This is a genomic window from Fructobacillus apis, from assembly GCF_023893635.1.
Lineage (GTDB): Bacteria > Bacillota > Bacilli > Lactobacillales > Lactobacillaceae > Fructobacillus > Fructobacillus apis.
Window position 1 is genome coordinate 88716 of sequence record NZ_JAMWYK010000003.1, and the last position, 25201, is coordinate 113916.

General features: G+C 52.4%; 25 protein-coding genes. 4 read left to right on the forward strand and 21 right to left on the reverse strand.

The features are described 5' to 3' along the window. Window positions 1-5: 5 nt before the first annotated feature. The 11 genes from rsmB to tig form a co-directional block, all read right to left on the reverse strand. The gene (gene rsmB / locus NFX39_RS03905) at window positions 6-1352 is read right to left on the reverse strand and encodes a 16S rRNA (cytosine(967)-C(5))-methyltransferase RsmB (RefSeq protein ID WP_252443197.1); all 1347 of its coding nucleotides are present in this window, start codon (window positions 1350-1352) and stop codon (window positions 6-8) included. Then, window positions 1345-2316: a methionyl-tRNA formyltransferase gene (fmt, locus tag NFX39_RS03910; RefSeq protein ID WP_252443199.1), complete on the reverse strand. Its 972-nt coding sequence runs from the start codon at window positions 2314-2316 to the stop codon at window positions 1345-1347. Before fmt ends, rsmB begins: the two co-directional genes overlap by 8 nt. Before the next feature lie 215 nt (window positions 2317-2531). Beyond that, a complete protein-coding gene (gene priA / locus NFX39_RS03915) occupies window positions 2532-4955 on the reverse strand; it encodes a primosomal protein N' (RefSeq protein ID WP_252443201.1) in 2424 nt (807 codons plus the stop codon). 57 nt (window positions 4956-5012) lie between these two features. Beyond that, complete coding sequence (locus tag NFX39_RS03920) at window positions 5013-6128, reverse strand: AAA family ATPase (RefSeq protein WP_252443203.1); 1116 nt, start codon at window positions 6126-6128, stop codon at window positions 5013-5015. A gap of 177 nt (window positions 6129-6305) precedes the next feature. Next, window positions 6306-7013, reverse strand: a complete 708-nt coding sequence (locus NFX39_RS03925; RefSeq protein ID WP_252443205.1) for a DUF4097 family beta strand repeat-containing protein — start codon at window positions 7011-7013, stop codon at window positions 6306-6308. Then, the gene (locus tag NFX39_RS03930; RefSeq protein ID WP_252443207.1) at window positions 7006-7488 is read right to left on the reverse strand and encodes a hypothetical protein; all 483 of its coding nucleotides are present in this window, start codon (window positions 7486-7488) and stop codon (window positions 7006-7008) included. Before NFX39_RS03930 ends, NFX39_RS03925 begins: the two co-directional genes overlap by 8 nt. Window positions 7489-7805: 317 nt before the next feature. Further along, window positions 7806-8243, reverse strand: coding sequence for a peptide-methionine (R)-S-oxide reductase MsrB (msrB, locus tag NFX39_RS03935; protein WP_252443209.1), 438 nt, complete (start codon window positions 8241-8243; stop codon window positions 7806-7808). Continuing rightward, entirely contained in the window at window positions 8240-8767 is a 528-nt protein-coding gene (msrA, locus tag NFX39_RS03940; RefSeq protein WP_252443211.1) for a peptide-methionine (S)-S-oxide reductase MsrA, read from the reverse strand. Before msrA ends, msrB begins: the two co-directional genes overlap by 4 nt. 83 nt (window positions 8768-8850) lie before the next feature. Beyond that, window positions 8851-9444 carry a ribosome biogenesis GTP-binding protein YihA/YsxC gene (gene yihA, locus NFX39_RS03945; protein WP_252443213.1) on the reverse strand — a complete coding sequence of 198 codons (594 nt, stop codon included), beginning with the start codon at window positions 9442-9444 and terminating at the stop codon, window positions 8851-8853. Window positions 9445-9446: 2 nt separating this feature from the next. Then, window positions 9447-10697 (reverse strand): ATP-dependent Clp protease ATP-binding subunit ClpX, encoded by a 1251-nt coding sequence (gene clpX, locus NFX39_RS03950; protein ID WP_252443215.1) that lies wholly within the window; start codon window positions 10695-10697, stop codon window positions 9447-9449. Window positions 10698-10817: 120 nt separating this feature from the next. Further along, window positions 10818-12110 carry a trigger factor gene (gene tig / locus NFX39_RS03955; RefSeq protein WP_252443217.1) on the reverse strand — a complete coding sequence of 431 codons (1293 nt, stop codon included), beginning with the start codon at window positions 12108-12110 and terminating at the stop codon, window positions 10818-10820. A 179-nt stretch (window positions 12111-12289) separates the two neighbouring features. On the opposite strand from tig, the gene NFX39_RS03960 reads away from it, so the two are divergent. Further along, on the forward strand, window positions 12290-12712 hold the full coding sequence (locus NFX39_RS03960; protein WP_252443219.1) for a GtrA family protein: 423 nt from the start codon (window positions 12290-12292) through the stop codon (window positions 12710-12712). 67 nt (window positions 12713-12779) lie between these two features. Here NFX39_RS03960 and pepV read toward each other — a convergent pair whose 3' ends face one another. Continuing rightward, window positions 12780-14195, reverse strand: a complete 1416-nt coding sequence (pepV, locus tag NFX39_RS03965) for a dipeptidase PepV (RefSeq protein WP_252443221.1) — start codon at window positions 14193-14195, stop codon at window positions 12780-12782. Window positions 14196-14386: 191 nt separating this feature from the next. On the opposite strand from pepV, the gene NFX39_RS03970 reads away from it, so the two are divergent. After that, window positions 14387-15223: an NAD(P)H-hydrate dehydratase gene (locus NFX39_RS03970; RefSeq protein WP_252443223.1), complete on the forward strand. Its 837-nt coding sequence runs from the start codon at window positions 14387-14389 to the stop codon at window positions 15221-15223. Window positions 15224-15257: 34 nt separating this feature from the next. Continuing rightward, window positions 15258-16076, forward strand: a complete 819-nt coding sequence (locus NFX39_RS03975; RefSeq protein ID WP_252443225.1) for an exodeoxyribonuclease III — start codon at window positions 15258-15260, stop codon at window positions 16074-16076. Window positions 16077-16160: 84 nt separating this feature from the next. Here the strand turns inward: NFX39_RS03975 and NFX39_RS03980 are convergent, their stop codons facing one another. The 7 genes from NFX39_RS03980 to murI form a co-directional block, all read right to left on the reverse strand. Continuing rightward, window positions 16161-16694 (reverse strand): 3'-5' exonuclease, encoded by a 534-nt coding sequence (locus NFX39_RS03980; protein WP_252443227.1) that lies wholly within the window; start codon window positions 16692-16694, stop codon window positions 16161-16163. Next, window positions 16691-17236: a GNAT family N-acetyltransferase gene (locus NFX39_RS03985; RefSeq protein ID WP_252443229.1), complete on the reverse strand. Its 546-nt coding sequence runs from the start codon at window positions 17234-17236 to the stop codon at window positions 16691-16693. Before NFX39_RS03985 ends, NFX39_RS03980 begins: the two co-directional genes overlap by 4 nt. Further along, the gene (gene tsaE, locus NFX39_RS03990) at window positions 17233-17691 is read right to left on the reverse strand and encodes a tRNA (adenosine(37)-N6)-threonylcarbamoyltransferase complex ATPase subunit type 1 TsaE (protein WP_252443231.1); all 459 of its coding nucleotides are present in this window, start codon (window positions 17689-17691) and stop codon (window positions 17233-17235) included. The genes NFX39_RS03985 and tsaE overlap by 4 nt, the downstream gene beginning before the upstream one ends. Before the next feature lie 95 nt (window positions 17692-17786). Then, window positions 17787-18845: a tRNA preQ1(34) S-adenosylmethionine ribosyltransferase-isomerase QueA gene (gene queA / locus NFX39_RS03995; RefSeq protein ID WP_252443233.1), complete on the reverse strand. Its 1059-nt coding sequence runs from the start codon at window positions 18843-18845 to the stop codon at window positions 17787-17789. Between the two features lie 217 nt (window positions 18846-19062). Beyond that, the gene (gene ruvB, locus NFX39_RS04000) at window positions 19063-20118 is read right to left on the reverse strand and encodes a Holliday junction branch migration DNA helicase RuvB (protein WP_252443235.1); all 1056 of its coding nucleotides are present in this window, start codon (window positions 20116-20118) and stop codon (window positions 19063-19065) included. 100 nt (window positions 20119-20218) lie between these two features. Further along, window positions 20219-20821, reverse strand: a complete 603-nt coding sequence (locus NFX39_RS04005) for an XTP/dITP diphosphatase (RefSeq protein ID WP_252443237.1) — start codon at window positions 20819-20821, stop codon at window positions 20219-20221. 30 nt (window positions 20822-20851) lie between these two features. Further along, on the reverse strand, window positions 20852-21682 hold the full coding sequence (murI, locus tag NFX39_RS04010) for a glutamate racemase (protein ID WP_252443239.1): 831 nt from the start codon (window positions 21680-21682) through the stop codon (window positions 20852-20854). Between the two features lie 96 nt (window positions 21683-21778). Between murI and NFX39_RS04015 the strand changes: the two genes are divergently transcribed. Continuing rightward, window positions 21779-22651, forward strand: coding sequence for a YslB family protein (locus tag NFX39_RS04015; RefSeq protein ID WP_252443241.1), 873 nt, complete (start codon window positions 21779-21781; stop codon window positions 22649-22651). 122 nt (window positions 22652-22773) lie between these two features. Here the strand turns inward: NFX39_RS04015 and NFX39_RS04020 are convergent, their stop codons facing one another. Together NFX39_RS04020 and NFX39_RS04025 are read right to left on the reverse strand one after the other, a co-directional pair. After that, entirely contained in the window at window positions 22774-24141 is a 1368-nt protein-coding gene (locus tag NFX39_RS04020; protein WP_252443243.1) for a DEAD/DEAH box helicase, read from the reverse strand. 92 nt (window positions 24142-24233) lie between these two features. Next, window positions 24234-25199: a DHH family phosphoesterase gene (locus NFX39_RS04025; protein ID WP_252443245.1), complete on the reverse strand. Its 966-nt coding sequence runs from the start codon at window positions 25197-25199 to the stop codon at window positions 24234-24236. Between the last annotated feature and the right edge of the window lie 2 nt (window positions 25200-25201).

Here is a 25201-nt window from a genome sequence, read left to right on the forward strand (position 1 = left end):
AACTGTTAGTCCTTTCTCCGAAAGGTGGCGATGTAAAAGCCATCAGTTTGATAATCATCCGGGTAAATTTTCAAGGCTAAGGAATCACGTTCATCCTTCAAGCCTTTCTTCGTTTCAGTCTTTTCCTGCACGAAGTCGGGGTTTGCCTTCAAAAAGGCTTCCACCACCCCATCGTTTTCCTGATCAAGAATGGTACAAGTGGAGTAAACCAACTTGCCACCCTTGTTCAGCTTCTTGGCGCCGGCCGTCAGGATGTCTTCCTGAAGCTTGGCCAAGTGTTGGACGTCTTCCAACGTCTTTTCGTAGCGAATTTCAGGCTTCCGACGCAAGAGGCCGAGTCCTGAACATGGTGCGTCGACCAAGATACGGTCGAAGCCTTCTTCGAAATGTTCGGGCACCTTGCGTGCGTCCAGCGCCATGGCGTTGACCTTATCGGCCACACCAAGACGGGCAACGTTTTGGGCAATCAACTTGACCTTGTGGTCGTGAATGTCCAGGGCCGTGACCGTGGCGCCGTCTGAAAGGTACTGCGCGATTTGGCCCGTCTTTCCGCCTGGCGCGGCGGCAGCGTCCAAGACCGACTTCACGTCGTCATCGAGTTGCAGGGCTTCCACCGGCAACATGGCGGATTCGTCCTGGACGGTCAAGAGACCGTCCTTGTAGGCGGATGAGGAAGCCACGTGGCCACCGGAGATGACGAGTGCGTCCTGCGAGACGGAACCGTCCTTCACGCTGTAGCCTTCCTTTTCAAGTGACGCAGTCACTTGGGCACGGGTGGCTTTGGCCGTATTGATTCGAGCGCTTTGCTCGGGGGCATGGTTCAGTGAGGCCAAGATATTGGCCGTTTTTTTAGCCCCTACTTGCGCCGTCAACTCTTTCACCAACCACTTGGGCAAGGAATACTCCGTCGCCATGCGGTCCGTCTTGTCGGAAATCTGGCTCACGTCCTTCAGCCCCTTGCGGTCCATGTTGTGCAAGATGGCCGTCACGAACTTTGCCGTTCCGGAGTGGCCCAAAATCTTGGCGACCTCAATCGTCTCGTTGAAGAGCGCGTGCTTTGGAATCCGGTCCAGCTTCTGCCACTGGAACAAGAAGGTCAACAGCAATTCTTTCACCCAGGGGTCAATCTTCTTCCCCTTGATGAAAGGTTCCAACCAGAATTCCAATAGCAAACGGTACTGAATCGTCCCGTATACCAAGGTCGTCAACAAGCCCTTGTCGTTCTCCTTCAAGGGGTTGTTTTTAATGATTTGATTCAATTGCAAGTTTGAGTACGCACCGCCCTTGACCTTGGCCAGTGTGAGCACCGCCAGGACCCGGGGGTTATCGGAGTGCGTGATTTTCTTAGCCATTGGCTTCTCCTAATTCAATCCATGAATCGCCAGTTTTGAGGTTTTGACCCGCACCGTTCAGGAAGGCCGCGATGTCCATTACGCCCTTCCCGGCCGGTTGCAACTTTTCGATGGCGATTTGCGTGCCGTTGGCCGCTGCCACGTGAAGGTGCTTCTTATCCTTCAAGGTGATCGTTCCTGGCGCTGCATCCGTCTTTTCGTCGAGCGGACTCACCTTCACGAACTTAATCGCTTGGCCGTTTGCCTTGGCGTGGGCCGGGTGTGTTGGGTAGAGACCACGAATGTGCCAGTCCAACTGCTGGGCCGTTTCGTTTGCGAAGTCCAGCTGTTGCTGCTCACGGGAAATATTTGGTGAGAACGTCACCTCTTCTGGATCCTGTGGCGTGTTCTTGGCCGTTCCGGAAGCGATGGCTGGCAGGTTTTCGGTCACGAGCTTCACGGCCGCATCCCCCAACTTCGTAAACATCGTGCCGACGTTGTCGTCTGCTGTGATGGGCACTTCCACCGTGTCGACCACGTCACCGGCATCCATCTTCTTGACCATGTACATCAAGGAGATACCGGTCTTTTGATCACCGTTCATGATGGCGTAGTGGACCGGCGCCCCACCGCGGTACTTCGGCAAGAGTGAGGCGTGGGCGTTCACCGCAGCGACCTTGGCACCTTGCAAGAGCTTGTCTGGCAAGAACTGTCCGTAGGCGGCCGTCACCAAGAAGTCCGGTGCCAGGTCGATGATTTGTTGCATCTCTTCTGATCCGGAAATCTTTTCCGGCTGCAAAACCGGCAGGTTTAATTCGAGCGCCGCTTCCTTGACCGGGCTGGCCTTCAGCTGGCGCTTACGACCGAATGGACGGTCGGGCTGGGTGACAACGGCTAGAACTTCGTAGCGGTCATCTGCTGCCAGAGCCTTTAGCGTAGGCACGGCGTACTGTGGGGTTCCCATAAAGACAATCGATTCGACCATGTTGCTTGATTCCTCACTTCTTTTAAAAACGTCATTTAATATTATTATAACAAATTCTAAGCAAACGCGCTTAGGTGGGGCTTTTCTGAGGATTGGTTCTAATCTATAAAACTAGTTTGGACGACTTGGATTAAATAGCTGTTAAAGTCACCACCCCCTCTTCCTCCTTCCACCAAAAAAGCCCACTCTCTTGAGCGGGCTTTTTTCATCTTGTTTTACATAAACGACACGGGATTTCGGCGAACTTCTAACTGAAGATCCTTCTCCGCATTTTGCGAACGTTGCACCAAGTCAGTGAGTACCGCGTCCGCCTCGTTTTCGTTTTTCATCTTTAACAGCATCTGGAAGTAGTACTTCCCCTTCAGCTTGGCAATCGCTTTTGGCGACGGTCCGAGTACCAGCACGTCTTCCGGCAGCTGCTTACGCAACCAGGCCGCAATCTTTGCCGTCTGCAGGGCCACCGCGTTTTCATCGGGGTGGGCACACTGAATCTGGATGGCGTAATAGTAGGGTGGGAACTCCGCCGCGTGGCGAATGCTCATCTCCTGGCGGTAGAAGCCTTCGTAGTCGTGGTGCTTGGCGAAGGTCAGCGCGTAGTGGTCGGGGTTGAAGGTCTGGATGACGACTTCACCCTGCTGGGCCGCACGGCCGGCACGACCAGCCACCTGGGTCAACAGTTGGAAGGTCTTTTCCGACGCGCGGAAGTCCGGCAGGCCGAGGCCCGTGTCGGCGTTCAACACACCGACCAGCGTCACGTCTGGGAAGTCCAGCCCCTTGGCAACCATCTGGGTTCCAAGCAGAATCTGAGCTTCCTTTTTGCCAAAGGCCCGGAGCGCCTTGGCCATTGCCCCCTTCTTGCGGGTCGTGTCCTGGTCCAAACGGATGACCGGATAGTCTGGCAGCAACTCCTTCAGCTCCTCTTCTACCTTTTCGGTCCCTGTTCCGTAATAGCGAATCCGGTTGGAACCGCAGGAAGGACAAATCCGAGGAATGGCCGTCTGGTAGTCACAGTAGTGACACTTCAGCGTCCGCGTGTCCATGTGGAGCGTCATCGCGAGGTTACAGTTCGGATCACGTGGCACAAAGCCACAGTCCCGGCACATCACAAAGGAAGAAAAACCACGGCGGTTCAGCATCAACACGGCCTGCTCGCCCCTTTTCAGATGGGCCTTCAGCTTATCGAGCATCTCCGTAGAGAAGTTCGTGTCGCCCCGGTCCTGGATGGCAATCCGCATATCGACGATGTCGACCTCTGGTAGCTTGGCCGTTGGATTGGCACGTTTGCTGAGGGTGAGCAAGTCATAGACGCCCTTCTGTGCGCGGGCCCGACTCTCCAACGACGGTGTTGCCGAACCAAGCACGACGGGTGCCTGGTGGTAACGGGAACGCCAGAGGGCCACTTCTTTGGCGGAGTAGTGTGGGTTTTCGCTTTGGCTATAGGAGCTTTCGTGCTCCTCGTCGACGATGATGAGGCCCAGGTTCTTGAGCGGTGCAAAGACGGCCGAACGAGCGCCGATCACTACTTGCACCTTTCCCTCTTTAATCCGGCGCCACTCGTCGTAGCGTTCACCGGCGGAAAGGCCGGAGTGCAAAAGTGCCGTCTTGTCGCCGAAGCGGTCTTCGACCCGCTTTTGCATCTGGGGTGTCAGGGCGATTTCAGGCACCAAGAAAAGCACCTGCTTACCCTGGTTAATGGCACTTTGTGCCGCTTGGAGGTAGACCTCCGTCTTACCGGAACCCGTGATTCCCTCGAGCAAGAAGGTCTTATCCTGGTTATCCTCAATTGCGGCCGTGATGCTTTCGTAGGCGGCCTGCTGTTCGTCGTTTAAGACCTTGACCGTGTCGATGCTGCCATCCCCGGCAACGTCCGGTCGACGCTTAACCTCCACCGCGGTCTTTTCAAGAATGCCCTTTTCAACCGCCGTGTTCAAGGCAGCGGCGGAGACATCAACTTGTGCCACCCAGTCGCGCTTTGAAAAAGTCTGACTAAGGTGTTCTTTGGCAAAGGCCAGGATGGTCTGTTGGACCTTGGCCCCCTTGCCAAGCTTCTCCGCCGCCTCTGCAAGCACGGCTTCATCTGCAGGCACCTTGTAGGCCAGTTCCGTTTTAACGCGGACCTTGTCCTCAATTTGGTTTTCAACCAGGAGTTTCCCCTCTTGGCGGAGCTTCAAGACGGCACGCCACTCTTTGGCAGAGAAGTCCTTCGTTTTGACGAGGCGTTCCTGCTGTCCTTCCAGATAGGTTACGCGGTCTTCGTCTGAAAGCGTTGGTTTTGCCGTGAGCTTCTTCCGGTAGGACGCCTTCAAGGCGGCCGGCAGCATCAGGGCGAGGAAGGCCACCCAGAAGGAGAAGTTCTTTTGCGCCATCTCGGATGCAAGCTCCAGTAGTTCAGCCGAGAGTACGGGCTTGCTATCCAACACCGTGAGGATGTCTTTCATCTGATCCGCTTCGATGTCGGCCGGACGGTCGACGTCGACTCGGACAACGTAACCCAGAACGGAACGGTGACCGAAAGCAACCAGAACACGCATCCCCGCCTGCACGTCGTCTTTTAATTCGGCCGGAATCTCGTAGGTGTATGGTCGGTTGGTTTGCTTGGTTGGCACGTCGACCACCACTTGAGCGTAGCGCTTGTCCATGGTTGCTCCTTTCGCTTCAAAGTCTAAAAGAGCTTGCTCTTGCGCAAGCTCTTTTGCCTATACCTTCGTTAGGTTGACCCCAACTTTTTCTTCAATGATTTCTAAGGCCTGCAGGTAGCGGGCGTAGTAGCCGGTTGGGTCGTCAGCTTCCCCCTTGCGGTCCAGAGCAACGGCCTTATCGGAGAAGCCATACTCCTCCATGACTTGCCAGAGGTGCTTTTCGAACAGCTTGGAATCTTCTTCGTCCATACCGTTTGAAACGGCCACCTCAGCTGGAATGACCAGAATCAAGTCTAGCTGTTCTTCACGAATCGTGTTGTCGAACAAAGCCTTCAACTTTTTGGCGTCGTCTTGTTGTAACCAAGACTTGGTCTCGGCCATCGTCACCATGGCGTCGGTGTCAAAGAAGGTCAAACCGTTGTTCGCCGGTGAATTGATTTCGGCTGAGTTGGCATCGTACTGTCCCTGAATAATCCGCATGTAGTCTTTAATCAATAATTCGGAATCGAAGACGTTGGATTTTTCCTGGTAAGTTCTTGAGAACTCAACGGAGAACGGTGAGTTTGACGTCCGGGCGAGTCGACGCGTCAACGTGGACTTGCCGGATTGTGGTGCTCCAACAACCAGAATCTTCTTCGCGAAGTGGCGACGGAAGACACGGTTGATGTAATCCCAGTTGCCCAACGGGTCGTTTCGAACGGCCGTGGCGGACACCTTCAAAATGGTCCGATCCATCAAAGAAACGCCCCAGTGACCATCGTTTGGGAGAAGCTTTTCAAGCATCTCCTTGTAGTCGGGTTCCCCCGTGTAGAGCGTAATCTTCGCATCGGGATTCGTGATGTTACGCTTAATGGTTGACGTCAAACGGTCCGTCCATTCCTGCCAGCCGTTTGGCATCTGCGGAATGTCGTCTTCGTTGATGTAATCAACCTTGATGTTTTCTTCGTCGTTGAACGCTTCTCTTAAGTAACGGAAACGCTTTTCAACGGGCAAGCCAATCTGGTCACCCCGGTCACCCGTGTACCCGGAGGTGATGACCACGACGCCGTCGTTTAGGGCAGCGGCCTTGTAGATTTCGGCCTGGTGTCCAATGTGCATGGGGGCAAGGGTTCCGAAAAAGACCCCGATGTTGTCGCCCGTCAGATTTTCTTTGACTAAGTTTGCTTTAACCATGTTCTCCTACCGCGCCGCCCTCAAAAGACGGCTTGAAATGAATTACCCCCATTATAGCAAAGATTCCAATTTGACAGGAAGGCGGGCAACCTTCATGATCCCCCCCTTTCGTCACGTCCAAGTTTCACCCCACCAAAAAAGCAGCCAGTCTTTCGACTTCGCTGCTTTTTAACGAATCTATTTCAGCGTGATATCACCGTTCGAGCTAGAGGCGCTAAACGTCGCATCCTTGGCCGCAACATTTTGGTAATCAGAGCTGATACTTAAATCACCGAAACGGCTAAAGGCTTTGACCTTAGGCAAAGCCGTTTTCTTAAAGGTAATGTCTCCAGAACGGGAAACCACGAATCCGGATTGTTCCACCTTACAGTCGCTCACGTTGATATTCCCTGCACTATTTTGCAGCAGCATCTCGTTTGCCTTCACGTTCTTCACGGTCAGGTCACCGCTCGCGTTCACCAGGTCCAGCTGATTCAAGGTCACGTCACTCGGCACCTCGATGATGATTCGGTGGGACGTGGTATTTCCAACACCAAGCGACCAATCCGAGTGCTCATCACCCGTCACCTTCACCAGGCCGTCCATCGCCGAAACCGTGATGTAAGGCTTTTCTGGACGGTCCACAACAACGGAGAAGCGGTCTCCCTTTCGAATCACGATGTCTGCGCCCTTTGACGAAACCTGCAGGCGCTTCACCTCTTCCTTATAGGACATTACCGAATCTGGCGTGACATCTGCCTGAGCTTTGTCTTCCTTATCAGACAGGTAAACGGCACCATTGTTCCAGTACACGCGTCCAGGAATCCCCTCCTGGAAATAGGCGGTAGCGGCCACAGCCAGCCCAAGGGCGATTAACGTCAGGCCAATCCACATCTTCTTAGTCATGCAAGGCCTCCTTTTTGACGTACTTCACCCAGCGTTCTGTCCTCCACTTACATCCCTCAACGGCTTTGGTCGTTGAAAAGACGATGACCGGCAAAAACAGAACGGCCAGTCCCACGGAAATCAAAGCGGCCCCAATGTAAAAGAGTCCACCCCAGAAGGCCTGCGCCATGACAGCAAAACCCGCAATGCCGGCAAAGGTCGCACAAAAGATGAAAGACAACTCAATGACCCAGCACAAAGCAGACAAGCCGAACATCACGCAGTAAAGCACGAAGACGACCGGCAGCCATACGACGGCCGTGACGAAAATCAGGCACTGCATCAACAGCATGTGGGCGTGCAGGTAGGCCCTAAAGGCTTGATACCCGCTGGCCAACGTTCCTTGCTTTGCAGTCAAAGGACGACCTTCGTCCTTCTCTTCGGTTTTATTTACCGGTTCTTGCACCGGCGTATGTTTTGTTTCGTTATCGCTCATCACATCTCTCCCAAAGAGCCAATCGACGGCCGCCATGCGTTTTAGCAGCGCGCTCTTTCATTTGGGTTATCTCACTTTCCAATATAACATAGTCAGTTTAAAGTGGTGCTGTCTTTTCCCCATAATAAAAAAGTCGGGCCCAACCAGGCGCTGCCTTTCCCCATAATAAAAAAGTCGGGCCCAACCAGGCCCGACCTTTCCATTTGAATGACATCCGTGGCGAAACGGCTTCACGAGCTATCATTGTTTTTATTCTGTACGTGCAGCGTAACGCTTTTGTACGTGCTTATTTAAAGCTTACTGTATGTGCTTACTGCTTATTGAAAGAGCTTCAGGTACTTTCCGTAACCTTCCTTTTCGAGGTCAGCCTTTGGAACGAAGCGGAGCGCAGCTGAGTTAATGCAGTAGCGCAAGCCCCCCTTGTCCTGTGGGCCGTCTGGGAAGACGTGACCCAAGTGAGAATCAGCGTCCTTTGAACGAACTTCCGTCCGTGTCATACCAAAGGAGTGATCCGTCTCTTCCTTCAAATCAACGTCGTCAATTCCCTTGGTGAAGGCTGGCCATCCACAACCAGAATCGTACTTATCCGTTGAGGAGAAGAGTGGTTCGCCGGACACAACGTCCACGAAAATACCATCTTCCCACCACTGGTCGTACTTACCCGTGAAGGCACGTTCCGTTCCGGCGTTTTGTGTCACTTCATACTGTTCTTTTGTTAAACGTTGCTTCAAATCGTCTTTGTTAAATTCAGTCATATTACTTGTCCCCCCCAGTACTGTGCTTGGTAACGCTTGCGTGGCACCATCATCATGGCTTCGCGGAAGGGATCCTTCTTGTAGAAGTCTTGGTGGTATTCTTCGGCATCGTAGAATGGCTTGGCATCTTCGATGCTTGTGACAATCGGCTTGTCAAAACGACTAGATGCTTCCAAATCCTTCTTGGATTCTTCGGCGATCTTCCGCTGTTCATCCGAGTTGACGAAGATGACTGGCCGGTAAGTATCCCCGCGGTCCGCAAACTGTCCGGTTGCATCCGTTGGGTCAGCCACTTGCCAGTACAAATCCACGAGGTCGCGGTAAGAAAACTTTTCTGGGTCAAACCAGATTTTCACCGCTTCCGTGTGCCCAGTGGTATGGGAACAAACTTCTTCGTAAGTTGGGTTTTCCACGTGACCCCCGGTGTATCCCGAGCGCACCTTTTCGATTCCCGGTAAGGAGTCAAAGGGCTCAACCATGCACCAAAAGCAGCCACCTGCAAATATTGCTGTATCCATTGCCATGTAAAAAACCTCCTATGTACTATTGTACACAGGAGGTCTTTTTCGTCAATGGTATAGTTGTGATTTTTGAGTAAAACCAAGAATTAGTACTCGGTCATCTTGCTCTCAATCCAGTCCCAAACCGTGTCTTTACCAGACTTGTTAACGGATGAGAAGAAACAGAAATCAGAATTTTCAGGATTGAATTCAACCGCCTTTTTGATAACTGACTCTGACTGGTTTAGTTTTCCACAGGCAATCTTATCGGACTTAGTGGCGACCAACAAAACCGGGATGTTGTAGTAGTCCAACCATTGGTACATCATGATGTCTTCTTCACTCGGCTTGTGACGAGCATCAACCAGCGAGATGACACCGCGCAATTGTTTACGCGACGTGATGTAGGTTTCGATCATCTGACCGAATTCTTCACGCTTCTTCTTGGAAACCTTGGCGTACCCATAACCAGGAACGTCGACGAAGTACAAGGTGTCTTCAACGGCGTAGAAGTTCAAGGTTTGCGTCTTACCGGGCTGTCCGGAAGTACGCGCGAAGTTCTTACGATTAATCAACGTGTTCGTCAACGATGACTTTCCGACGTTTGAACGACCAACCAAAGCGAACTCTGGACGGCCATCCTCAGGATATTGGCTTGGTGAAACGGCCGACATGACCATTTCGACATTGTGCACGTCCATAATTAGTCCTTTTCTTCCTTCTTCATGACCAGCTTTGGCTCCTTACCGGATTCCACCGCGGCCTTTGTGATGACAACCTTTTCGATATCATCGTGTGATGGGATTTCGTACATGATATCCTTCATCACGTTTTCGATGATGGAACGCAAACCACGCGCCCCCGTTCCACGGGAGATAGCGAGGTCAGCCATGGCCTTCAAAGCCGCTGGCTGGAATTCCAAATCAACGTTGTCCAAACCAAGCAAGGCCTTGTACTGCTTAACCAAAGCATTCTTTGGCTTGGTCAGGATGTGCGTCAAATCATCAACCGTCAGTTCATCCAAGACGGTGATGATTGGCAAACGACCGATGAATTCCGGAATCAAACCGAATTTCGTCAAATCTTCCGGTTCAACGTTTTGCAGCACGTTGTCCTTTTCCAAGGCCTTCGCGTTGTCAGAAGTAGCAGAACCAAATCCGATGACACGCTTACCCAAGCGTTCCTTAATCAACGTATCCAAGCCGGCGAAGGCTCCACCCACGATGAAGAGGATGTTGGTCGTGTCGACTTGAATCATTTCCTGGTTCGGGTGCTTACGTCCACCCTGAGGTGGAACGGAAGCCGTGGTTCCTTCGAGCATCTTCAAGAGGGCCTGTTGAACACCTTCACCAGAAACATCACGAGTGATGGAGACGTTTTCAGACTTTTTGGCGATCTTGTCGATTTCGTCGACATAGATGATTCCGCGTTGAGCGGATTCAACGTCAAAGTTTGCGGCCTGCAACAACTTCAAGAGGATGTTTTCAACGTCTTCACCAACGTATCCCGCTTCCGTCAAGGTCGTGGCATCGGCGATAGCAAAGGGCACCTGCAAGATTTTAGCAAGTGATTGTGCCAAGTAAGTCTTACCGGAACCGGTTGGTCCAAGCAAGGCAATGTTGGACTTTTGCAATTCAACGTCCGTTGTCTTCAAGGCGTTTTCGTTGACACGCTTGTAGTGGTTGTAAACGGCAACGGCCAAGGTCTTCTTGGCATCGTCTTGACCGATGACATAGTCACCAAGTGATTCGACAATTTGCTTTGGCGTTGGCAAGTCGAGTTGTTCTTCGCTTGCTTCAACGGCCATTTCTTCTTTAATGATTTGCTCGGCTAAATCCGTACACTCGTTACAGATAAAGAGACCATCTGGCCCGGCAACTAATTTCTTAACCTCATCGGCGCTCTTGCCACAGAAGGAGCAGTGGACCATGGGTCCTTGTTCTTCGTTTGCCATATGCCATCCTTTCTAGTCATTTACGAAGGCGATAAAGAGAAACACTATGTTCTAATCATCGTCTTTTTTGGTTCAAAGTCAAGCTAAGAAAAAAAGCCCGCAAGGGGCTTTTAATCTCGTTTACTTTGCCTTAGCAGAAGAAACGATCTTTTCAACCGCTGCCTTCATGGCGATGTCGTGCTTCAACAAAGCATCTGACAATGATTGCTTAACTTGTTCTTCAGAGATGTTGTACTGTGAAGCCAAATCCTTCACTTCAGCAGCAACTTCTTCATCCGTTGGTTCGAACTTTTCAGCCTTAACGATTGCTTCCAAGACCAAGTTCGTCTTCACGCGAACGTCAGCACCTTCAGCAAATTGTGCCTTCAATGAATCTTCAGTTTGACCTGAGATTTGGAAGAACATTTGTGGTGAGATACCTTGTTGTTGCAATTGACCGAGGTATTGTTGCATTTGACGGTTAACGTCTTCGTCGATCATTTCTTGTGGAAGGTCGCCACCAACAACTTCGGCGTTCTTAACAGCAGCTTCAACGGCTGCGTCTTCGAAGGCATCCTTAGCAGCGCTTTCGCGTGCGTCTTGCAACTTCTTCTTCGTCTTGTCCTTCAATTCAGCAAGCGTATCAACGTCTTCGTCAACATCCTTGGCGAATTCATCGTCCAATTCAGGCAATGACTTGCGCTTTACTTCGTGAAGCTTAACTTCGAACAACGCTTCCTTACCAGCCAAATCCTTCGCTTGGTATTCTTCTGGGAACGTTACCTTAACGTCAACGTCGTCACCGGCTACGTGACCAACCAATTGGTCTTCGAAGCCAGGGATGAATGAACCTGAACCAAGTTCAAGTGAGTAGTCCTTTGATTGACCACCTTCGAAGTGATCACCATCAATTGAACCGTCAAAGTCAATAACGACCGTGTCGCCGTTTTCTGCCTTGGTTCCTTCTTCTTGCAAGACCAATTCAGCTTGGTTTTCTTGCATGCGCTTGATTTCAGCGTCTACGTCTTCGTCAGAAACTGATGCGTCTTGCTTTTCAACAGTAAGACCAGTGTAGTCACCCAACTTGATTTCTGGGGCAACGGCAACTTCAGCCTTCATTTCCCAGTCAGCGCCCTTTTCCATTGAAACAGGGGCGATGTCAGGTTGTCCAACGACCGTGATACCAGCGTCTGCAACAGCAGCTTGGTAAGCGGCTGGCAAAACAATGTCCATCACGTCTTGGTACAAGGCTTCTTCACCGAACTTTTGCAAGAACAATGACATTGGCACCTTACCCTTACGGAAACCAGGAACGGCGATCTTGTTCTTGTTCTTTTCAAAGGCGGCCTTCAAACCGTTTTGTACATCGGCTTGTGCGATTGAAAATTCTAAAGTACCGCGGTTTGCATCCGCAGCTGCTGTCCATTTAGACATATGAAATCCTCCAATATTTAGTACTTATTAATTTTAGACCAATTCGCCGATTATCACAAGGTTTCAGGCCCTTAAATTTACGAATTCGATGCTTTTTCTTCTATCGTGGGAAGAATTTAATCCCTGCTTTATTTTTTCTGTTATCATACTTGTAAACTGTCATTGGAGAGAGACGGCTTATGCTAAAAGAATTTCTAAACAAATACAACAAAATCATCCGCTATCTTGTTCTGGGATTCGGAACCTTTTTGGTTAACATGTATTCCTATGGATTCTTTTCAGGCATCACCAACTACTCCATTTCTTACACTTTAGCCTGGGCGGTCGCCGTCCTCTTCGCCTACGTAACGAACCGTCAGTGGGTCTTTGAATCAAAGGTTTCGGGTTGGCGTCTTGTACCAGAAATCATCGAATACTACCTTTCTCGAGGTCTCACTTTCTGGTTGGGCTTGGTCCTGATGTGGATTGGGGTGCAACTCCTCCACTTTGACGACTTCTACGTCAACATCGCCCGTAACGCCATCCTGTTGATTCCAAACTACTACTTGGCAAAGATTTACGTGTTCAAGGAAAATAAGAATAAAGACAAAGAAAACGAATAAATCTCTTTTTAAAGCGATAAATTTAAAGCGAAAAAAAGCGCCTGGCTCAGCCAAGCGCTTTTTCTTTTTAATCCTTCAAGTTTGCCAATTCGACGATGGCTTGACCGTAGATACCCATGGAACGAACGAGGTCGTCCACCAGGGCGAATTCGTTGACCTGGTGCATGGTCTCAGGAGAGTCTGGGAACAAAGCCCCGAAGGCAACCCCACGTTCCATCAAGCGGCCGTAAGTTCCACCACCGATGACTTGGTCGTGAGCGGGCAATCCGGTTTGGTCGTGGTAAATGTGGAGTAACGTTGATACCACTGGGTCTTCCGGTGCGACGTAGTGTGGCACCTGGGCGTGGCGACCAATACTTGTTTCGTAGTCCCAAGCGGGCATGGCCGAATCCAACTTTTCCAGGATAAATTCTGGACTGATGCCCTTTGGATAACGGAAGTTAAAGTTGATGTGGCTACCCTCACCGTCCTTAAAGGTCATGATTCCGACGTTCATGGACAAAGGTCCCATCACGTCGTCTTCGAAGGCAACACCGAGCTGTTGACCAGTTGGGTCATCGTGTGACCACGTGCCGAGGTAGGCCAAGAAACCGGCGGCATCCCCACCGAATTCATACTGTTCAAGGAAGTGGGCCAAGTAAGTACCAGCGTTTTCACCCGTTTCAGGCAGTGAACCGTGCACTTGCTTTCCAATCAATTCGAAGGAAAGTTGGTCGCCGTCGACCATAGCTGAACCATGCACCTGCGCGTGGTTTTCCAAGTAGGCGTTGAAGTCCTCTTGCACCTTGTCGGCGTCCACGCCGGCTACGATCGCACGGGCGACACCGGGCACCATGTTCGTCCGGATGCCGGAATCAAAGCTGATCAACTGAGCCGCTTCACCGTTCTTTCCGGCCGAGCGCAGGTCAACCTGCACGTTTCCCTTTTCACCGTTGATGATGGGGTATTCGGCGTCGGGTGAGAAACCGTATGCCGGTGCTGGTTCAACTTCGAAGTAGCGAGTCATCCCCGTCCAGTCGTTTTCTTCGTCTGTACCGAAAATCAAACGGACGCGGCGCTTCAATGGCAGGTCCAAATCGCGAATCATCTTGAAGGCGTAGTAGGCCGCCAAACCAGGCCCCTTGTCGTCGGAGGCACCGCGGGCGATGACCTTGCCGTCTTCAATCACGGCCGTAAAGGGATCGGTTGCCCAGCCTTCACCGGCGGGCATGACGTCGACGTGGGCCAAGAGGGCCACGTATTCGTCGCTGTCCTTGGGACCGATTTCGATGTAGCCGACGACGTTGTCGATGTTCTTCGTTTCAAAGCCATCGCGATCGGCCAAGGACAAAATATGGTCCAAGGCTTCCTTCGGTCCAGGTCCGAGTGGCGCGTCCTTGGTGGCCTTGCTGTCGTCTCGAACGGAGGCGATGGCCAAGAAGTCCGCCAAATCCTTCAAATAGGCCTGTTCTTCTTCCTTTGCCTTTGCTTGCCAATTGATCATCGATAAACCTCGCTTTCAAATGCTCCCTGTCAAAGTCAGACCCGACCATGCCCGAATGAATCGTCTCGAAGCGTTCCATCCAGATCAAAACGGTGGTCGGTTCAGCTTTGTTTTTATCATAATTCTTTAATCTTTGTTTTTATTATACACAACTTAGGCGTAAAATACTTGTCAGGAGGACGAATTTTTTAATGAGCAAAATCACGAAAAATATCGCAGAATCTGTCGTTGTAAAACGAGACAAAAACACCTATAAAGGACGCTTTGGTCGCGTGCTGATTATCGGTGGCAATGAAAACATGGGTGGCGCCGTCATTATGAACGCACAGGCGGCCGTTTACTCCGGTGCTGGACTCGTCACGGTGGCCACACACCCGGACAACAAGGCGCCTTTACACGCCCGCTTGCCTGAAGTGATGGTCACAAACTACCGGGAGCAACTAGCCGAACAGGTAGCGAAGGCGGAAGTAATTCTCGTTGGTTCCGGTTTAGGAACAGCCGCCGAAGCGCAGCACATTCTAAAAGAAACGATTGAAGCGACATCGCCTGACCAGCTACTGATACTGGATGGGTCCGCGTTAACAATGTTTTCTGGGTCGGGTTGGACTTTGCCAGCCGTACCAACCGTCCTCACCCCTCACCAGATGGAATGGCAGCGTTTGTCCGGCGTTGAAATTGCCGAACAACGCGACCAAGAAAAGAATCAAAAGGCCTTAGAACGTCTATCATCTTCCGCCATTTTGGTGTTGAAATCAGAAGCCACCCAGGTATACTGGAATCATGATTGTTTTGAACTGACCGTCGGTGGGCCCTACCAGGCAACTGGGGGCATGGGCGACACGTTGGCCGGGATGATTGCCGGCTTCACCGCTCAATTCAAACCGCACGGTTCAGCTGTCTTAGCTGCTGTCTACGCGCATTCGGCCATCGCCGAAGAACTGAGTCAGCAGGCCTACGTGACTTTGCCAAGTGAGATTGCAAAACGCATCCCCGCTTTTATGAAAAAGCTGGCTGATCATTCATCATAAAAGTCAGACAAAAGGAAGAATAAAGGATAATTACATGAAACTGATTTCTTGGAACATTGACTCCATTAACGCCGCCGTGGAACACAAGTCTCCCCGTGGGGAAATGACTTGGGGCGTCCTCGAGGGCATCGCGGAAAAGAAGCCGGACGTGCTGGCCATTCAGGAAACGAAGCTGAAGGTCGACGGGTTGACGAAGAAGCAGAAAACGGCTTTGGAAGAGCTCTTCCCGGGTTACCACATCTACACGAACTCGTCATCGGCGCGTAAGTCATACGCGGGAACGATGTTGATTACAAAGGATGAGCCAATCAACGTGGAGACGCCAGAAATTGGTGCGCCCGGTGAGATGGACCAGGAAGGTCGAATTGTCACGGCAGAATTTGAAGACTTTTTCGTCTCAACTGTATACACACCAAACGCGGGTGGTGAACTGGCCCGCTTGGATGCCCGCCAGTTGTGGGACGACGCCTACCGGAACTACATTAACGGCTTGAACGAGAAGAAACCGGTGATTTTCTCGGGTGACTTTAACGTGGCCCACGAGGAAATCGATTTGAAGCACCCGGCTCAAAACCACCACTCGGCCGGGTTTACGGACGAGGAGCGCGAACACTTCACGACCTTGTTGAACGCGGGTTACACGGATACGTTGCGTGCTTTGCACCCGGACGAACCGGAGATTTACTCATGGTGGGCGCAGCGTTCGAAGACGTCGAAGATTAATAACTCGGGATGGCGGATTGACTACTATTTGGTATCAAACAATATCGCGGATAAAGTTCAAGACATTAAGGTGATTGATACGGGAGCGCGCCAGGATCACGCGCCGCTGGAATTAGACATTGAGCTGTAATTTTATATAAAAACAAAAAGAGCCTCGCTTCAAACGCGAGGCTCTTTTTTTACAACGACATGCCAACAACAGGACGTCTTCTCTTTACTTATAACGCACCGCTTGCTTCAAGGGTTCCAGTCCGAAGAGCTGCCCTTGGCGGATCAAAATCTCGGCACAGGCAATGGCATCGGCCAAGGCGTTGTGGTGGTTTTCTAATGAGATATCCAAAGCATCGGAGACCGTGTTCAACTTGTGGTTCACTAAGTCGGGCATCAACTTGCGGGAAGTCTTCAGCGTGTCCAAGACCTGAAAGTGCGCATCGGGCAAGGCGTAGTAGTCCAGGCAGGCCTTCAGGACGGAAACGTCGAAGGTCGCGTTGTGGGCGATCACCATTTTTTCTTCTTGGAAAAAGGGCGCAATCGTTGGCCAGATGTCCTTAAAGGTTGGCGCGTTCACTACGTCTTCTTCATAAATGCCGTGAATCTGTGAATTCCGGTTTGAAAAGGCCGTGTCCGGCCTCAACAAGGTGTAGAACTGGTCGACGATTTGGTCGTTTCGAACAACAACCAAGGCGAGTGAAACGGCGGAGTGGCGCTTGGCCGAAGCCGTTTCAAAATCGATGGCAACAAAATTCATACTAAGGCTTTCTCCCTTCGTTCCAAGGTGGCCGTGCGGCCGGTTGGTAGTTTCACTTGCTGTTCTTGTCCTGCTTGAACGTCAAAGCCAAGCTCGTCATACAGATGGCGGGCGGGACCATTCGTCACGTCCACGTCCAGCCAGAGTCGGTCGTAGCCGGCCTCCGTCGCCCAGTCCACCATCGCTTGAATGGTGAGGCGACCGAGTCCCTGGTTTTGGTAGTCGGCCAAGATGGCAATTCCAACCTCACCGGCTGAAATCGACCCAATCCCAACGGGATAGGTCAAGGGCTTTCCCTCGTCGTCTGCCTGGGCTTCGGCCCAAACTAACCAGGTCTTCTGTGGCATTTCTTCCAGCTCAGCGTCCAGTTCATCAACGTCTACGGATGTCGTGGTCTGGCGGGCCAACTCGTCAGCGAGCATAAACGTGTCGGACTCGCGGTGCAAAACCGAAAGCAGGTTTTGCGCCTGGTTGGCCTGACTCAAATCAAGCGAGCGGAGGCTATAGGACAGCGTGACTTCGTCGTTAAACTCTTCGTTCATTCTGGCAACTCCCCTTCGAGTGCTTCGAAGCGACCAAGACCGGTGACGGAAATCACGCGGTCATTGTCACCCTCACTTGTTCGTTCAAAGGTCATGACCAGGCGGTCGTTTGGCAGCAGGTCCTTCATGAACTGCGGCCATTCAATCAAGGTTACGCCGTCGGTCCCAAGGTAGTCTTCGAAGCCCTGGTCTTCGGCGCCAGCCTCTTCCAGCCGGTAGGCGTCAAAGTGGTAGAGCGGAATGCGACCAGACTCGTAGGTGTTCAAGATGTTGAAGGTTGGACTCTTCACGCGGTCTTCGATGCCGAGTGCTTCAGCGAAGCCCTTCGTAAAGGTCGTCTTGCCAGCACCGAGGTCACCGTTTAGCGTGATGACCAGGCCGGCCGAAGCCAAGTCAGCAATCTTTTTCGCCAGCGCTTGCGTTTGTTTTGGATCGGTTGTCTCGTACTTTTTCATAGTCCTTATTATAACACGGTCGGTGCTCAAACAACCGCCCCACTCCCCTTCAAGACAAACAAAAAGCAGGCTCTAAAGCCCGCTTTTTTCACTTCTTATTTATGCACGTACATCGCGTCCCCGAAGGAGAAGAAGCGGTACTTGGAATCAACCGCGTGCTTGTACGCGTTTAAGATGTGCTCACGGCCGGTAAAGGCGGCGACGAGCATCACCAAAGTCGACTTTGGCAAGTGGAAGTTCGTGATGAAGGCGTCGACGACCTGCCAGTCGTAGCCCGGCTTGATGAAGATGTCGGTCCAGCCGGAATCGGCCTTCAGCTCACCGTCAAACTTCGTTCCAATCGTTTCCAACGTTCGAATGGACGTCGTTCCGGTGGCGACGATGCGACCGCCGCGAGCCCGGACGCGGTTCAACTCAGCAGCCGCCTCTTCGGACAGCTGGTAGAACTCCGAGTGCATTTCGTGGTCCTCGATGTTGTCTTCTTCGACGGGACGGAAGGTCCCTAGTCCCACGTGCAAAGTCAATTCCACCAGGGACACGCCCTTGTCCTCGACAGCTTGAAGCAGTTCCGGCGTCCAGTGCAAACCTGCGGTTGGCGCTGCGGCGGAACCGTCGACCTTTGAGTAAACGGTCTGGTAGCGTTCTTGGTCGTCCAGCTTTTCCTTGATGTAAGGCGGAAGCGGCATCTCGCCAAGTTCTTCCAAACGTTCCATGAAAATGCCGTCGTAGTGGAATTCGATGTAGCGACCACCGTGCTCGAGTTCCTTGACGATGGTTCCGGTCATGACAGGGTTGTTCAGATCATCCCCGAACACCACCTTAGAGCCGACCGGTGACTTCTTGGCCGGCTTGACCAGCACTTCCCAGACATCGTCGTGGTCCTGGCGTAGCAGCAAGACTTCGGCGTGCCCACCGGTTGGGCGCATGCCGTGCAAACGCGCCGGAAGAACACGGGAGTTGTTCATCACCAAGGCATCCCCGGGATTCAGGTAATCCAAAACATCGTAGAAGTGCTTGTCTTCGTATTCCCCGTTCTCTGCATCCAAAACGAGCAGTTTGGAGGACGAACGGTCCTTCAAGGGCGTCTGGGCGATGAGCTCTTCGGGCAAATCGTAGTCAAAGTCGCTTAGTTGATACTGTGGTGCGTCGGCCATGAAAGCCTCCTTTTCTTAAACAAAAAAGTCTTCTTAATTCAAAATCCCGTCACCGTAAAAGCGTGCAAAAGATGAAATCATCCGTCTCGGCGTGAGCGTCTTAAACGCGCCATCATCAATCACGAAAAAACGTCTTTTAAACACAAATTGGCAGCGCCAAAGCAGCGCTACCAAGATGACAGGTTTTAACGCAAAAAGTTGCGTCATTTTCTAATACTTAATCTTCTCGGTCGTACGGTACGCCGAGGTGATTATAAGCCGCTTCGGTGACAACGCGACCACGAGGGGTGCGCTTCAAGAAACCGAGCTGCAAGAGGTAAGGTTCGACCATCGATTCAATGGTGTCTTGCTCCTCACCGATATTCGCCGCGATTGTTCCAAGACCAACCGGACCACCCTTGTAGTAGTCGATCATGAAGTTGAGCAACTTGTGATCAGTGTCGTCCAGCCCCTTGGAATCGACGCGGAGCTTGTCCAGCGCCATGGTGACCAAATCGGGCTCGATGCGGTCTTTTCCGGAAACCTGGGCGAAGTCGCGAACACGCTTCAGCAAGCGGTTGGCAATTCGGGGTGTTCCGCGGGAGCGAAGCGCAACGGCCAAGGCCCCTTCTTTTGTAATCGGCGCTTCGAAGATGGAAGCCGTACGCGTGACGATTTCGGCCAGGTCTTCTGGCTCGTAGTAGGCCAAAGAGTTGATGATACCGAAACGGTCGCGCAATGGCTTGGAGAGCATGCCGGGACGGGTGGTGGCACCGACCAGTGTGAACGGTGGCAGTGGGAAGTGAACGGCGCGGGCCGTGGGACCCTGGCCGACCATGATGTCGATGTAGTAGTCTTCCATCGCGGAGTAGAGCATTTCCTCGATGTTCATGGGAAGGCGGTGAATTTCGTCGATAAATAAGACGTCACCAGGCTCTAAACCGTTTAATAACGCGACGAGGTCGCCGCCCTTTTCGATGGCGGGACCGGAGGCGGTCTTCAGATTGACGCCGAGCTCGGAGGCGATGATCATGGCCAGCGTGGTTTTACCGAGGCCGGGAGGTCCGAATAAGAGGACGTGATCGAGGGCTTCTTCGCGCATTTTGGCGGCTTGAAGGTAGACGGAGAGCTCTTCTTTTAGGGCGGTCTGCCCGATGTACTCGGAGAGTTTTTTGGGGCGAAGGGAGAGCTCGGAGGATTGCTCGTCTTGGTGGGCGGAGGCGTCCTTGAGGAGGGCGTCGGTGTCGTTTTGGCCTTCGAACCAGGAGTTGAATTGTGGGCTTTCTTCAGTCATTAGGTTTATTATAGCGTACTTTTGAGGGATTTTGGACGGGGCAATGAGTACTCTTTTGTATAAAAAAACGCCCGCCTCTTTCGAGACGGGCTTACAAACGTCATGCCAACCAATCGGGCAGTTTGTTGATCAATTTCTCCAATGCACGCCCACGGTGAGAGACTGCATTCTTTTCTTCCAACGTCATCGCTGCAAAAGTCTTGCCGGCCGGCTCGTAGAAGAAAATCGGATCGTAGCCGAAGCTTTCCTCGCCGTCCCAGCTCTCCATGATTTGACCAGGTACTTGGCCTTCCACGACCAACTTTTCGCGGTCGGGCCCGACAAGGACCATGACCGTGGTGAAGAAGGCGGCGCGGTCGAATCCGACTTTTGTAGAAAGCTTATCCAAGACCTTGCGGTTGTTGGCGGCATCGTCGTGGTCACCAGCATAGCGGGCGGAGTAAACGCCGGGTTCGCCGTTCAAGGCCGGAATGGTTAGACCGGAGTCGTCGGCCAAAACCAAGGCATCGGGATAGGCCTTTGCGATGGCCGTCGCCTTCTTTTCGGCGTTTTCTTCAAAGGTCGTTCCGTCTTCGACGATGTCTGGCACCTTGTCCAGGTCGTTTAAGGACTTCACGTCCAGGTCGATGCCCGCCGCTTTCAGGCTGGCCTCGATTTCGTCCACCTTGTGGGCGTTTTTACTGGCGATAATGAATGCAGTCATTCAGGCTCCTTTTCTGACCGATTTGGTCCTTTAATCCATGTTCGTCAAACTTTCGAGGGGCAGGTGCTTGTACTGCCAGTCTCCGTCACCCAGCCAGTCGTTGGCAATGGCTTCAAAAGTCACAACCGGGCCGGTGGTATAGAGTTGATAACTCGGCTTGCCATCCCCCTTTTTCCGCAACAAGCCTTCCGCCTTCAGGTAGTCGGCCAAATCTGATGCGGTGGCAGCACCGGCGTCAACCAGCGTCACGTCGTCACCCACACCGTTGGCAATCGCCTCTGTCAACAACGGAAAGTGTGTGCAGCCGAGAATGAGCGTGTCAATCTGCGCATCCTTGAAGGAGGCCAGGTGCTCTTCGACCGCCTTCTTCGTTTCGGCATCGTGGTAGGTGTTCTTCTCGACGTACTGGACGAAGTCCGGCTCCGCCTGGGCGGTGACCACGGCGTCTTTGTCCAAAGCGTGAATGTCTTCTTGGTACTTGTCGGACTTTACGGTCCCTTCGGTCGCAATCAAACCGATGCGGCCACTCTTGGAAGCGGAAACCGCGGCCTTGGCGCCGGAGTCGATCACCCCGATGACCGGGATGTCGAGCTCGTCTTGTAAGACGGGCAAGGCACAGGCCGTGGCCGTGTTGCAGGCGATGGCGAGCACTTTGATGTCGTGCTCCTTCACCAAAAAGTGCGCAATTTGCCGACTGTAGTCGATGACCTCTTCGGGCGACTTGGGGCCGTAAGGGTTGCGAGCGTTGTCGCCGACAAAAACCATTGACTCATCGGGGAGCAGCGCCTTGGCCGCCTTTAGGACGGTGAGACCACCGATTCCTGAGTCCATTAATCCAATTGCGTGATTTACTTTATCCATACCTATCATTATCGTTCAACTGCTAAAAATTGCAAGAGAAGACGGTCTAAACTGCTGAACTTTGTTATAATATAGCCAAGAAAGGAATGCCATTATATGTCAAAAGCGCAATCACAATCAACCATCGGATCAAACCGGACAGAAAACGCCTTTGCGTCTCTTTTGTTGCGGGATGGGCTCATGAAGAACCTCTTGACCGATGACTATGCGAACATCACGTATTGGGCGGGGAAGGATCTCGCTCGGCAGTTCCCACAAGAAACGATTGAAAACCTAACGGATTTCTTCAAGCAGGCTGCTTTCGGAGACTTAGATATTTCATACCAGGGTCAGTCCGAACAGCGTTGGGTGCTGTCAGGACCGGTCGTGCACGACCGCTTGGCCATCAACCCGCAGGCGGACTTCTCGCTGGAAGCTGGATTCTTGGCACAGCAGGTGGAGTTGCAAAACGAGGCCGTGTCGGAATCATACTTTGAGCTGTCGACAAGAAAGCACGAAGTGACGATTACGGTGATGATTGACGGCGACCACAAGGTGCAGTCCCTGTCGCCGGCAGACCAGGTGGCCTTGCGTGACTACTTCTTCGACGAGATGCACGGACGCCAGGTGGAGACGGCGGCAAACGGCGTGGCACCTGAACAGGCGGCTTCGTCACAGGCCCCTGCTTCAACGCCTGCTCCGGCCCCTGCCTCCGCAGAAAACGCTGACGCTTACAACAAAGCGCCCGAGGCATCGACCTCTCAAGCAGCATCCGCCACGGTACATCCAACAGCCCCAACGGAAGCTTCCAAGCAGGCGCAATCACCGGCCGCTTCCGGAGCATCAGCTTTCGCGGATGCCCCAGAAGACGCACCGGTTCAAGATGAAGATGACGCCATCTCCGTTGAACAATCCATCACCAACTCTTTGTTGGCCTTTGATTTCAAAAACAAAGCAAACCGCGATTCCAACTCAACGGTGGACCGCTAAAAAAGAAAAAGCAGGCCGATCGGCCTGCTTTTTTCTTCCCACTATCCAACCCAAACAAAAAAAGCAGACCTTTCGGTCTGCTTTTTTTATTGGCTCAACAACCAGGCGCTCCTTTCAGAGCCTTAGTTCGAACCCTCTTGCTTGTTCTTACGACGCGTGTTTCGACGGTCCTGACGCGCTTCAATGCGTCGATCCATCTGGCGCTTGCGCTGCAAGGTGTTTTTAATCTGGCGCTTGTAACCAGGCTTAACCTTTTTCTTCTTCTTCTTCACCATCCCGACCATTTCTGGTTCGAGCTTGTGGGTCGTTGCCTGACGTTGGTAACGGGCTTTGCGGTCCTTTACGTCAACGATTTCGCCCTTCTTGATTTGCTTGTTCTGGAATTCGATCCCAAGGTGTTCAAGCTCTTCAATCTTCTTTTCTTCGTCTGGGCCGTAAAGGGTTACGGCAGTTCCGGACATGCCGTTACGACCGGTACGTCCAACACGGTGAACGAAGAATTCGAGTTCGCCGGGCACCCCGTCGTTGATGACGTGGGAAACACCCTCGATGTCGATACCACGAGCAGCCAAATCAGTGGCGACGACGTATTGGTAATCGAGGTTCATGATGCCCTTCATCACACGACGACGTTCACGTGGCGGAATGTCGCCGTGGATTTCGGCGATCTTGTAGCCTTCGCTTCGAAGGTGGTTCGAAAGCTCCTTAACGCGTTCCTTCGTGTTGGCAAAAATCAAGGCCAAGTAAGGGTTGAAGACGTTCAAGAGTCGGTCGATTACTTCTTCCTTGTCCTTGGACTTCGTGGCAATCAACCAGTTGTCGATGGTGTCGGCAATTGTCGCAGACGTTGGAATCGTCTGGAAGGTTGGGTTGTCCATGTACTTCTTCAAGAATGGCTTCAACTTCTCAGGCATCGTGGCTGAGAAGACGAGCGTCTGAAGGTCCTTTGGCATGGCGGCAGCCAAGAAGTCGACGTCGGGTAAGAAGCCCATGTCGAGCGTCATGTCGGCTTCGTCGACGACAAGCGTCTTGACCTGATTGACGACCAAGGCACCGGTCTTCACCAAGTCGTTCAAACGACCTGGCGTTCCGACAACCACTTGTGGTTGGTGCTTTTCCAACTGACGCATCTGGCGGGCCTTGTCGGTTCCACCAACGTATTCGGAGATGGAAACCTTGACGAGTCCCATGGCTTCGGCGAACTGACGGGCAGCCTTAGCGATCTGCGCGGCCAATTCACGGGAAGGCGTGGTGATCACGACTTGGGTTTGTTGCTTGTCGGCTTCCAAGTGGTCGAAGGCGGGCACCAAGAAGGTGTGCGTCTTACCGGATCCCGTTTGGGACTGGCCGACCACGTCGCCACCGCGGAGGATGGTTGGAATCAACTTCGCCTGGATCGGTGTTGGATGGTCAAATCCAATCTTCTTCAAGGCAGAAAGCACTTCTGGCTTTAAATTAAATTCACCAAATTGCTGGCTTTGTTCTGACATAGTGTCTCAACTTTCTAATCCTGCTGGTGTTCGTACCAAAGTCAAACCCGACCGTCCTGGCCGTTTTGGACTTTGAAAACCGCAGCAGCAACTTATTTATTCTCGTTTTGTAAAGCGGAATCCACGCGGTCGATGACCTCTTGGATTTGTCCCTTACCGTAAGCCCAGGCACCGGATGCAAGGGGGTGTCCCCCTCCATCGAAGTCCTGTGCGATGGTGTTGATGACGATGGAACGGGAACGAAGACGGACGCGGTAGTCGCCGTTGTCCTGTTCTTCGAAGATGGCCCATGCCTTCACGCGGTCAATCCGAGATGGGATTGAAACGGTGTAGGAAGTCCCAGCGTCACCCAGGTGGAAGGAATCCAGCAAGTCGCGGTCCAAGACCACGTAGGCAAAGCCGGAATCCAAGACCGTGATGTTTTGCATCACCCAACCAGAGAGCTTGACGGCTGGTTCTGGTAAGGTCGTCATCTGCGTGTACATCTTCTGGTAGTCGAAGCCGTAGGATACGAGCTTGCCGGCCACGTCGAAGACGTCCTGGTTCAAGGAGTACATGAAACGACCGGTGTCACCGATGATTCCGATGTAGAGGTAACGGGCGGCTTCAGCCGTCATGACCAAACCATCGTCCTTTAACATTTCAAAGAACTGGTAGATCAAAACGGACGTTGCGGCGGCTTCGTCTTCGACCCACTGCCAATCACCGTATGGTTCGACGTTTGGATGGTGGTCAATCTTCACGATTTCCATCCCGTCGCGCCAACGCTGGTCGTCAATGCGGGGGTCGTTGGCCGTGTCGACCACAATCACCAGGGCCTTCTTGTAGGCAGAATCCGGCACTTCATCGGCGATGGGCTTGCCATCCCCAATCCATTCCAAACCGGGAATGGACTTACCGGCCGCGTAAATCTTCTTTTCAGGGAAGGACGCCTTCAAAATGGCTTGCAGCCCGAGTTGGGAACCGTAAGCATCTGGATCAGGGCGTTGGTGCCGGTGGATGATGATGGTGTCGTAGCGCTTAATCTGCGCCAAAATGTCTGCTTGAATTTGAGCCATGG

What these genes read in the sequence shown, in the direction of transcription:
- rsmB (WP_252443197.1), bottom strand. Translation starts at nt 1,352, where the DNA reads ATGGCTAAGAAAATCACGCACTCCGATAACCCCCGGGTCCTGGCGGTG.
- fmt (WP_252443199.1), bottom strand. Translation starts at nt 2,316, where the DNA reads ATGGTCGAATCGATTGTCTTTATGGGAACCCCACAGTACGCCGTGCCT.
- priA (WP_252443201.1), bottom strand. Translation starts at nt 4,955, where the DNA reads ATGGACAAGCGCTACGCTCAAGTGGTGGTCGACGTGCCAACCAAGCAA.
- NFX39_RS03920 (WP_252443203.1), bottom strand. Translation starts at nt 6,128, where the DNA reads ATGGTTAAAGCAAACTTAGTCAAAGAAAATCTGACGGGCGACAACATC.
- NFX39_RS03925 (WP_252443205.1), bottom strand. Translation starts at nt 7,013, where the DNA reads ATGACTAAGAAGATGTGGATTGGCCTGACGTTAATCGCCCTTGGGCTG.
- NFX39_RS03930 (WP_252443207.1), bottom strand. Translation starts at nt 7,488, where the DNA reads ATGAGCGATAACGAAACAAAACATACGCCGGTGCAAGAACCGGTAAAT.
- msrB (WP_252443209.1), bottom strand. Translation starts at nt 8,243, where the DNA reads ATGACTGAATTTAACAAAGACGATTTGAAGCAACGTTTAACAAAAGAA.
- msrA (WP_252443211.1), bottom strand. Translation starts at nt 8,767, where the DNA reads ATGGCAATGGATACAGCAATATTTGCAGGTGGCTGCTTTTGGTGCATG.
- yihA (WP_252443213.1), bottom strand. Translation starts at nt 9,444, where the DNA reads ATGGACGTGCACAATGTCGAAATGGTCATGTCGGCCGTTTCACCAAGC.
- clpX (WP_252443215.1), bottom strand. Translation starts at nt 10,697, where the DNA reads ATGGCAAACGAAGAACAAGGACCCATGGTCCACTGCTCCTTCTGTGGC.
- tig (WP_252443217.1), bottom strand. Translation starts at nt 12,110, where the DNA reads ATGTCTAAATGGACAGCAGCTGCGGATGCAAACCGCGGTACTTTAGAA.
- NFX39_RS03960 (WP_252443219.1), top strand. Translation starts at nt 12,290, where the DNA reads ATGCTAAAAGAATTTCTAAACAAATACAACAAAATCATCCGCTATCTT.
- pepV (WP_252443221.1), bottom strand. Translation starts at nt 14,195, where the DNA reads ATGATCAATTGGCAAGCAAAGGCAAAGGAAGAAGAACAGGCCTATTTG.
- NFX39_RS03970 (WP_252443223.1), top strand. Translation starts at nt 14,387, where the DNA reads ATGAGCAAAATCACGAAAAATATCGCAGAATCTGTCGTTGTAAAACGA.
- NFX39_RS03975 (WP_252443225.1), top strand. Translation starts at nt 15,258, where the DNA reads ATGAAACTGATTTCTTGGAACATTGACTCCATTAACGCCGCCGTGGAA.
- NFX39_RS03980 (WP_252443227.1), bottom strand. Translation starts at nt 16,694, where the DNA reads ATGAATTTTGTTGCCATCGATTTTGAAACGGCTTCGGCCAAGCGCCAC.
- NFX39_RS03985 (WP_252443229.1), bottom strand. Translation starts at nt 17,236, where the DNA reads ATGAACGAAGAGTTTAACGACGAAGTCACGCTGTCCTATAGCCTCCGC.
- tsaE (WP_252443231.1), bottom strand. Translation starts at nt 17,691, where the DNA reads ATGAAAAAGTACGAGACAACCGATCCAAAACAAACGCAAGCGCTGGCG.
- queA (WP_252443233.1), bottom strand. Translation starts at nt 18,845, where the DNA reads ATGGCCGACGCACCACAGTATCAACTAAGCGACTTTGACTACGATTTG.
- ruvB (WP_252443235.1), bottom strand. Translation starts at nt 20,118, where the DNA reads ATGACTGAAGAAAGCCCACAATTCAACTCCTGGTTCGAAGGCCAAAAC.
- NFX39_RS04005 (WP_252443237.1), bottom strand. Translation starts at nt 20,821, where the DNA reads ATGACTGCATTCATTATCGCCAGTAAAAACGCCCACAAGGTGGACGAA.
- murI (WP_252443239.1), bottom strand. Translation starts at nt 21,682, where the DNA reads ATGGATAAAGTAAATCACGCAATTGGATTAATGGACTCAGGAATCGGT.
- NFX39_RS04015 (WP_252443241.1), top strand. Translation starts at nt 21,779, where the DNA reads ATGTCAAAAGCGCAATCACAATCAACCATCGGATCAAACCGGACAGAA.
- NFX39_RS04020 (WP_252443243.1), bottom strand. Translation starts at nt 24,141, where the DNA reads ATGTCAGAACAAAGCCAGCAATTTGGTGAATTTAATTTAAAGCCAGAA.
- NFX39_RS04025 (WP_252443245.1), bottom strand. Translation starts at nt 25,199, where the DNA reads ATGGCTCAAATTCAAGCAGACATTTTGGCGCAGATTAAGCGCTACGAC.